This is a genomic window from Phormidium pseudopriestleyi FRX01 (assembly GCF_017313335.1).
Classification (GTDB): domain Bacteria; phylum Cyanobacteriota; class Cyanobacteriia; order Cyanobacteriales; family Laspinemataceae; genus Laspinema; species Laspinema pseudopriestleyi.
Genome location: NZ_JAFLQW010000237.1, coordinates 1 through 8,213 on the forward strand (window position 1 = coordinate 1; position 8,213 = coordinate 8,213).

Genomic DNA, 8,213 nt, shown 5'->3' on the forward strand with positions numbered 1-8,213 from the left:
CCATCCGGGAAAATAGCAATCCGCAGCACCGGCGATCGGGCCATCATCAACTCCGCCCCCTCCCGCACCCGCTGCCAATCCGGTTCAGACCACTGAAACAGTTCAAGAGAGGATTTTAACCGCCGACAGTGCTGCTGCCATCCAGTCAAGGGCAAATCTAAGGATTGCTCATAAACCCGTAGAGTGGTGAAAACCGTGGCACCGTAGAGGACCGCAGGGTCAGTAATTGATAGTTCAATGGTGCTAGAGTCTTGGAGATTGCCGTTATAGAAGAACATAAGAGTTTTTCAAAGGAAAGTTAGTTGAGGGGCGATCAATCTATCGCTGAAGCCATAGCTACTCCACCATGCAGTGTTGATGATGAGCAAGACAGAGACGAAAAGCCGCTCTCAAAGTGTTGCAACTGATGGCATCAAAAAGCTAAAGTCATCAATTAGAACAGTAAGCCTCCTCCCTAATTATGGAAAATTCTCCAGTAAATAGCTATTTAACATATCTAAATATTAATTGTCCTACTCTTGATGCTGAGTCTTTAGTTCATATAAATACTATCCTTCACAATACTAGATGGGAAGACCCAATCTCGGCGCTTGATTTTAATAACATTGCAGTCGTTGCCCTGGTTGAAGCAGAGCAGTGTTCGGACATCTCCCTGCGGAATATGTATATAGAGATGGCATTAGAAGCTTTAAATGAGGGTAGAAAGTTAGAAGAATATCCTCTATGTTCCGCCCATTTATCTATTATCCTAGCTCTGATGGGAGAAATGGAGCAAGCGATGCAACTCGCCTTTCCCCTGTGGATGACAACACTTCATTTTATTTATGGTAATTCTGAAAGTATTCTGCCTGCGATCGCTTATATTCCTTCAGATATTAATTTTTTAAAATCCGCAGGCAGTTCAAAAACTTTACAGGAAACATTATCCGCTAAAACCGGCGCTGTGCAATGTTTATTATTATTGACCGAAGCTTTGTCACGTTCCCTGCTGGTTTTTTATAATAAACAGGGATTGAGAATGCTACATCTAGCACAGCAAATTTTTCCATCCTTAGCTGCGGTCAATCTCAAACTAGGGATTTCTTCTATAGTGAATTCTCAACTAGAAGGACTACTCTATCTACATCGAGCTAGAGAAGCTGACCCAGACAATGCAACTATCCTTCAATCCCTCTATTTAGCATATCGAGAACTGCAACAGACAGATGTAGCCAATTTCTGGCTGAGTGAAGGTGAAAAATTACGTCAAAAAAACCCAGAATGTTTAGAGGTACAATGGGCCAGGTTAGCAGAGAACAAAAATTTTACTTATGTACCGTTTGAGCATCAACTATTATTAGCCGTTGAACCAAGTTTTCGCAGTATTGTGACCAGTGTTTTAATCGCTGAGGGAGACTGGTTTGAAACAGAAATGGAGTTTTGGCGAACTTGGATTAAACCAGGAATGACAGTGATTGATGTGGGGGCGAATGTAGGAGTCTACACCTTTAGTGCAGCAAGACAAGTGGGAGAGGGAGGTCGAGTATTTGCCGTTGAACCGTTCTCTGGGTGCATTCGGTGTTTGGAAGAAACCTGTCGGGTCAATCACTTAAGTTGGGTAAAAGTCTATGCGGCTGCAGCCAGTGATCAGAATGGAACCGTCTTATTATCCCTATCAAGTGCCAGTGAACTTAATGAAATTGTGCCCTCTTCAAAAGCAGCGGAAATGAACCCGAATGGTTTTGAAAAAGTAACCTGCTTGACCCTAGACAGCCTGATTGAGGCAGAAACCTTAACTCAAGTCGATTTTCTCAAAATTGATGCGGAAGGTCACGAACTCTCGGTTCTACTGGGGAGCGAAAGACTGTTATCAGAGTTTAGTCCGGTTATTTTGTATGAAAATCGAGCGGGTAGTCAAGGAAGTAATCGCCCAGTTGCGGAGTACCTTATGGGCAGAGGATATCAGTTATTTCGTTACCAACCTTATGTCCAACAATTGATTCCTATTAATATGGAAGAGGAAGATTGGCAGAAATACCTCAATCTGATTGCCTTGCCAGTCCAACCCATAAATTCATAATTAAAATCGCCAATTATTCACTAATAAAAAGATTCTAAATCGTATGTCAGTGTTTTTAGAAAGTTTAAAAAAGAGTGGGCATTTAGATCGGCTGGATATGACGCTTTGTAATGTTGGATCTCGCAAGCTAGGGAGTCAAGATGACTATGCGAGCAATGGCTGGAGTATTTTTGCACCCCGATTGACAATTTATGGATTCGATGCAGACCAAGATGCTTGTGATCTAGCTAATGCAGATTTAGAAACGCGATCGGTCAACTGGACTGAACAACATATTGCGGCGGCCCTAGGGCGATCGGTGGGTGAATCCACTCTTTATGTAACACAAGATCCGATGTGTAGTTCGCTTTATCAACCCAATGAACCTTATTTAGAGAGGTTTGCAGGACTTTCAGATTTAGTTAATTTGGATTTTACTGTAGAAATTGAAACCACCAGCTTAGATGCAATTACTCAAGACTTGGGAATTCAAAATATAGATTTTCTACAACTGGATATTCAAGGTGCAGAGCTTGATGTGTTAGAAGGTGCTGTTCGTGTTTTAGAAACAAGCATTTTAGCAGTTCAGGTGGAAGTAGAGTTTTCAGCTTTATACTTAAATCAACCTTTGTTTGCAGATGTAGATAACTATCTGCGAAAAGCCGGTTTTACACTATTCGATTTAGCCACTTCATATCGCCCTCGCACGAGATCGCCTATCGTTTCGCCCCACCATCCCGGACAGTTACTGTGGGGCGATGCTTATTACTTCCGAGATCTCCTTGAAGAAAAAAATAGGGGAAGTAATGTACCAAATCCCGAGCAAATTTTTAAACTTGCTTGTATTGCGGACGTTATGGATTTTCCAGATTATGCCTTAGAATTGTTGGAATATCTTACTCTAGAATATGGCAAAAAGGATATTAATTATAACTACGCCCCTAACATCGTTGAAAGTCTGGTTCAATTTCCTGAACTAAAAAAACAGTTAGGCGCGCTACCCATTATTGAGAAAATTCGAGATTATATTAAAGATTACGAATTCTAGGGGCGATAGGGTAATGACTTAGGGATAGCTAAAGTTTAATCGTTTTTGAGATAGTTATCCCACATCTGCTGATAAGCCTTCTCCATTTCCCTTGTAAACTTTTCTGCATTCCACAGGGGAGCGGTTTCACGAGATCGCCGCAGTCGCCAGGAGATGTCTTGCCGCAGCGCCGCATCTTTACCGAGTCGTATCCCCCATTCTACATATTCCTCATCGGACCAAGCAATTCCCTCGGTTACACCGACATTCATCATCATGGTATAACTATTGCGTGCTGCAAATTGCTCTCCAACCCGGGTTACCAGGGGAATCCCCATCCATAAAGTTTCTAAAGTTGTTGTCGCGCCATTGTAAGGATAGGTATCGAGGACGACATCGGCGATCCCTAAATTAGCGCGGTGAATGGCTTCAAAGTTATCTCGGGGTAAAAAGATGATGCGCTTTGGATCTACCCCTTCTTCTTCTGCTAACTGAGTAAAGAAACTTTTGATTGCGTCTGGATCTGCCAATCCTTTCACTAAGAAGTAGCTATTAGGAACTTCTTTAAGAATCTGCATTTGGAGTCGGGCAGTATCCGGATGTCGCTTAAACCCACATTGACCACTGAAATAAACCACTGCATCACTGGGAATCCCCAAGTGATCGCGCCGCAGGGTGGGGACACCAACCTCAAACCCATCTACGGCAATATAAGTTTCGGGCAAACGCCAGATTTTTTCACTGTAGTAATCTTGAGCTGATTCAGGTAAAACGTATGGATCAGCTATAAAATAGTCAATTGCTGGAATTCCCGAAGCATCCCATCCTAACCACGTTGCTTGAACGGGGGCAGGTTTTTGCGCCATAATTTCACAGCTTATATCTAGGGTAATGCTGTCGAGATCAATCAGAATATCTATTTCATCCTTAAGAATCTGAGCGGCCATTTTTAAGCTACTAATCGTGTAATGTGCTTCAGCAAAATGGCGAATATACCATTCTTCTAAGGGTGACTCCTGCCTATCCTTATTAGTAAAATAGCCGATAAGGTAAAAGCGATTGCGGTCGTGATAATGTAATAACCACCGTGCTAGCCAGCCAACTGAATGTTCTTTAAAACAGGAGCATAAATATCCAATTCTTAAAGGTTTAATCGGGTTAGATTTGGGAAGATTAAGAGCCCGTCGCTGTAATAAGTTTGGGGATGCTTGACCTTGAGCCGTGAGGTTTTGCTCAAAATTAGTTTGACCCAATTGGGCTAATTGATTTTGGATCGGTCTGTTCTCCCTGGGTTCGTCTAAAAAGTAGGGTGCAAAATAATAGGAGTTGAAAAGACGTGAAATTTGAAGGAATGATAAGTGTTGAGAGGAATCTTTGATTAAAGATAACAACAGGTATTTTTGATTATGGAAAACTGATAGAGCTTCTGAACTTGCTCCTCCAGCACTCATTAAACCTTGAATTATTAAATGACTCGCAAATATTTTATCCGGTAAATCTTCCGCTAAGGTATAACAGCGTTTCGCCGTCTCTATGCTTTTTTGATATTGATAACTTTTTTCATAGAACGCCGCCAGATGTCTTAAATTTTCTGAGTTTTTCGGATCAAAGTTGAAATAAACTTCTGCCAATTGTGCTGCCACATCCGATCGGTGTTGGGTATAAGCTAAGTTTAAGGCGATCGGTAGTACGATACTCAACACAGAGCAGGAGTTTTCACAATAACCCAACGCGGCTTCTACGAACTCTAATGTAGCGGAGTGGAAGGGAATGTACTCTAAAACTAATCGCAACGTTTCTAGAAGAAGGTTAGAATCCACATCTACTTGAGACTTATCCTGCAAGAGTTCCATGACTCCCCACTCTGTCAGCTCATCACCTGTGAACCTCTGTTGCGGGATAGCTCCATGAATTAAACGGAACAAATTATTAAGATCAGTTGGGTTAATTTCCCGAATCTGCTCCCGGATTAACCACACTAGAGAAGTTTCTTCGAGACTTTCACGCCGTTGAGCTTCTGTCTCTAGAACCTCAATTAGCTCAGTTGTCCACTGATCAACTTGTTCCGGATCTCCCTCCACCATGCCTAATAGCCAAGTGGTATGCGCTTCTTCCAATTGTTCCTGAAATAGCAACATCAGTCCCAAATACCAGTAATGGGACTTAACGTCTAGTTCAGCCTCAATAGCCTCTTTATAAATACTGACTGCCTGACTATAATGACCTTTCAATAGGTATTGATGAGCCTGCTGATGCCAAGCATTAGATTGTTCTGAAGAGGTATCAATATTCATACTCTGGTTAATCTAAATCAAGGTCATACATCATTTAACTTTCTATATCTTCCAATAATTCGTCTCAATAAATTAATAGATTTTATCATATATTTTTGCGGCAGTCAATATTAGAAAAATTGGCGTTAAATTTTTCACAAATCAAACAAAGTACATTTTTCTACAAAACAAGAATAACAAAGAGTGAGTATTAAAAATACTCACTCTTGTTAAAAGCAAAACTAGAACGGGTCGTAAAGAAATAGATAGAGTGACTACTGGATTAATACTCTGCTATTATTCGCCTAGCTTCACATCATTACCGCCACATTTGCCAGAACCATCGTCTGGGACAGCAGCAACTGTGTCTACATTTGGTTTTTCTGACTCACAAACAATTGCACGAGTGACTTTTTCAGTAATGTTATCGGTAGTTACATCTACAGTAAACGTGTATCCTCGGTAAGACTTGAGCTTCTCATCTTTCATGGTTGCCAAATTATTGGCCGCGCTACTCGCACTACCACCCCCGTCAATTGTGTAAGTATAGTTAGTAGTCGCAGATGGAATTCCAAGACCTAACTTCCCAATCGCATCCGCAAATCCGGGTTTTTCTAGGTTATAGGCTTGTTGAGCGCGGTTCATAGCACCAATATTATTCCGGGCTTCAACTTGCTTTGCTTTGTTGGCTTGGCTGAGGAGAGAGGGTAATGCAACAGCAGCAAGAATACCGATAATGATGACCACGACCAGAAGTTCAATTAAAGTGAAACCTTGTTCACCTTTTTTCTGATTGAAGTGTTGGATGAACTTGGCTTTAAATTCAGTCTTCATAATGAATGTCTCCTTGGGGTGTGGGATGGTTAATTTCTAACTCCTGAAAATAACTTACCCACTTCCAACGAGCTTCATATCACCTCCACCCATTTTTTTTTAATCCCTCAAGGCAAATGCTCCAAAAGAACGTATAGAAAGGTTTCCAGGTCACTCAAAATTTCCTTTATATCCTCAAAAGCCTTTGCTTGGCTGACTGGCTCTAGGGTTTCAGGATGCAAGGGCCTGATCTGAAGCCAGAGATTGACTAGGGCTTGGACTGGCTGAGGTCCCTCCCACAACGGTAAGAGACAAGCCCCTATACTACTCTCTATGAAAATAGAAGATCGAATTGAACGGGTAATATAACGACTGACTTCAAAGGGTCTATGGTTGGTGATGCACTCGACAAGATCTTCTCGGACCTGCTGTGTTCGGAGTTGGGGATGTAGATGTACATTTACTTCCTGCCAATCTGAATCTGTCCATTCATCTACGGGTACAAATGCTTGCGCAGTGTTTGGATGTCCGCACCAAAAATCTAGTAATCGATTAATTGGATGCAGCAGTTCAAACAAATGCAATTTGTCTGCCACCTCAAGTTCCGGTAAACTGATTCCCAGGAACATAGGCAAATTTTCTGGATCTTCAAATAAATCCATTAATTCCCAGCGCCGCCAATTCACCATACTAATAAACTCTAAATCAGCAGATTTCAGCGAGAAAAAGAGTTCGGGTATAGTATATCCTTTATCTCCCTGAAACAAATAATTCATTAAAAACCATTCTTCATTATTTTCATATTGAGATTTCCAGGTTTGTGCCTTGAGAACCACATCATTTTTCAGAGCCTTCATTGTATCTCGAACAATTTCGATTTCTAGCTCTCTCGGATTTTCTTCCATCAAGCCCATCATTTGGCATAATTCTTGAGCACGATACCAATAAGTTCGGGCCAGAGAACTATGAAGATTAGAGCGGATAATGCCATCTGGCTTGAGAACAGATTTTAAAATTTGAAGTCCTGTAGCTGGCTCTGGAAATAAATATAAAACTTCATCATTGTTAATGTAGTCGAACTGAATACCTAGAGTTGGTACTTCTTCAATTTTCATTGGGTAAAACTCGACATTTTGGAACCCCTGATATTCCAAACGCTTTTGAGCGAGTTTTATTGATTCTTCTGATAAATCGATACAAACAATTTGCGCTCCTGGGTTGGCTTCAGCTAAAGCTAAAGCCTTATAGCCTGTCCCACATCCCGCATCAAGAATAATTTTGTTTTTTGTATCTATAATTTGTTTATCTCTTAAATAAAAAGAAGTGACTAGGCTGTGAATAAACAGAACATTGTAGTCTTTTTTGGGAGACTGTTCTAGGGGGGTGCGGGGATAAGGTCCGGTATCAAATTGTTGACGAATTTTTCCGATTAACTCTGAATCTTGTTTCGTCATGTGGTAGCTCCCTGGATTGAACTTGTCTATGGGCAGAAATACTTTTTTTAAAAAGTATAAAAGTTTTGACTTGTCGGAGAAAAGTGCATTTCATGCTAAGCAAAAAAAACTCTCTGCTTACCCAAAAGTTGTTTATTTTGCCCCTCTCCAATAGTTAATTTCCTTCAATCGTTCCGCCCATACCCGGACCATCTTCCCCTCCGGTTTCAGGAACGATGGGATTTTGTGTTCCCAAACTATTAGCGGGCCGATCGCCCCCGGGTAGCTGCAATAGTTCACCAGAACTGGGGATAGTGGCTAGGGCAACCCGATCGCCTCCCACGGACCTCAGCAAATCCAGCACCTGCATCACGTCATTATAACTGGACATCTTTGATGCCGAAAGCACAATCAACCCCTCGGGTCTGGCTCTTTTATAAGTCAACAATAACTGATACAGTTGCTCCCGGGTAACCGGCTGTTTATCTACATAAGTTTGTCCGAGTTGGTCTACGCTGACAAACAGTTTCAACTCTTGCATCTGTACCGTCCCCGTCTCCGCTTGCGGCAAGTCCACATTCACCGCCTGTTGGCGGGTGAGTTGCAATGCCGCCAGGAGGAAAAAGGTC

At 41.7% G+C, this 8,213-nt stretch carries 6 protein-coding genes and 1 pseudogene; 2 read left to right on the forward strand and 5 right to left on the reverse strand.

What is annotated here, in order from left to right:
• Positions 1-278, reverse strand: a pseudogene (locus J0895_RS08725) (aminotransferase class IV); the annotation flags it as partial.
• A 395-nt stretch (positions 279-673) separates the two neighbouring features.
• Between J0895_RS08725 and J0895_RS08730 the strand changes: the two are divergent.
• Both J0895_RS08730 and J0895_RS08735 read left to right on the forward strand, forming a co-directional pair.
• Complete coding sequence (locus J0895_RS08730; protein ID WP_242541155.1) at positions 674-2,059, forward strand: FkbM family methyltransferase; 1,386 nt, start codon at positions 674-676, stop codon at positions 2,057-2,059.
• Positions 2,060-2,102: 43 nt separating this feature from the next.
• On the forward strand, positions 2,103-3,086 hold the full coding sequence (locus J0895_RS08735) for an FkbM family methyltransferase (protein ID WP_207087719.1): 984 nt from the start codon (positions 2,103-2,105) through the stop codon (positions 3,084-3,086).
• Between the two features lie 35 nt (positions 3,087-3,121).
• Here the strand turns inward: J0895_RS08735 and J0895_RS08740 are convergent, their stop codons facing one another.
• From J0895_RS08740 to J0895_RS08755, 4 genes are all read right to left on the reverse strand, one after another.
• A complete protein-coding gene (locus tag J0895_RS08740) occupies positions 3,122-5,359 on the reverse strand; it encodes an O-linked N-acetylglucosamine transferase, SPINDLY family protein (RefSeq protein WP_207087720.1) in 2,238 nt (745 codons plus the stop codon).
• A 276-nt stretch (positions 5,360-5,635) separates the two neighbouring features.
• The gene (locus J0895_RS08745) at positions 5,636-6,172 is read right to left on the reverse strand and encodes a type IV pilin-like G/H family protein (RefSeq protein WP_207087721.1); all 537 of its coding nucleotides are present in this window, start codon (positions 6,170-6,172) and stop codon (positions 5,636-5,638) included.
• Positions 6,173-6,279: 107 nt separating this feature from the next.
• Positions 6,280-7,605 (reverse strand): class I SAM-dependent methyltransferase, encoded by a 1,326-nt coding sequence (locus J0895_RS08750; RefSeq protein WP_207087722.1) that lies wholly within the window; start codon positions 7,603-7,605, stop codon positions 6,280-6,282.
• A gap of 154 nt (positions 7,606-7,759) precedes the next feature.
• Positions 7,760-8,213, reverse strand: a 454-nt coding sequence (locus J0895_RS08755) for an ExbD/TolR family protein (RefSeq protein ID WP_207087723.1), incomplete at its 5' end; no start/stop codon positions are given.

Coding starts and splice junctions, on each gene's coding strand:
- J0895_RS08730 (WP_242541155.1), top strand. CDS start 674: ATGGCATTAGAAGCTTTAAATGAGGGTAGAAAGTTAGAAGAATATCCT.
- J0895_RS08735 (WP_207087719.1), top strand. CDS start 2,103: ATGTCAGTGTTTTTAGAAAGTTTAAAAAAGAGTGGGCATTTAGATCGG.
- J0895_RS08740 (WP_207087720.1), bottom strand. CDS start 5,359: ATGAATATTGATACCTCTTCAGAACAATCTAATGCTTGGCATCAGCAG.
- J0895_RS08745 (WP_207087721.1), bottom strand. CDS start 6,172: ATGAAGACTGAATTTAAAGCCAAGTTCATCCAACACTTCAATCAGAAA.
- J0895_RS08750 (WP_207087722.1), bottom strand. CDS start 7,605: ATGACGAAACAAGATTCAGAGTTAATCGGAAAAATTCGTCAACAATTT.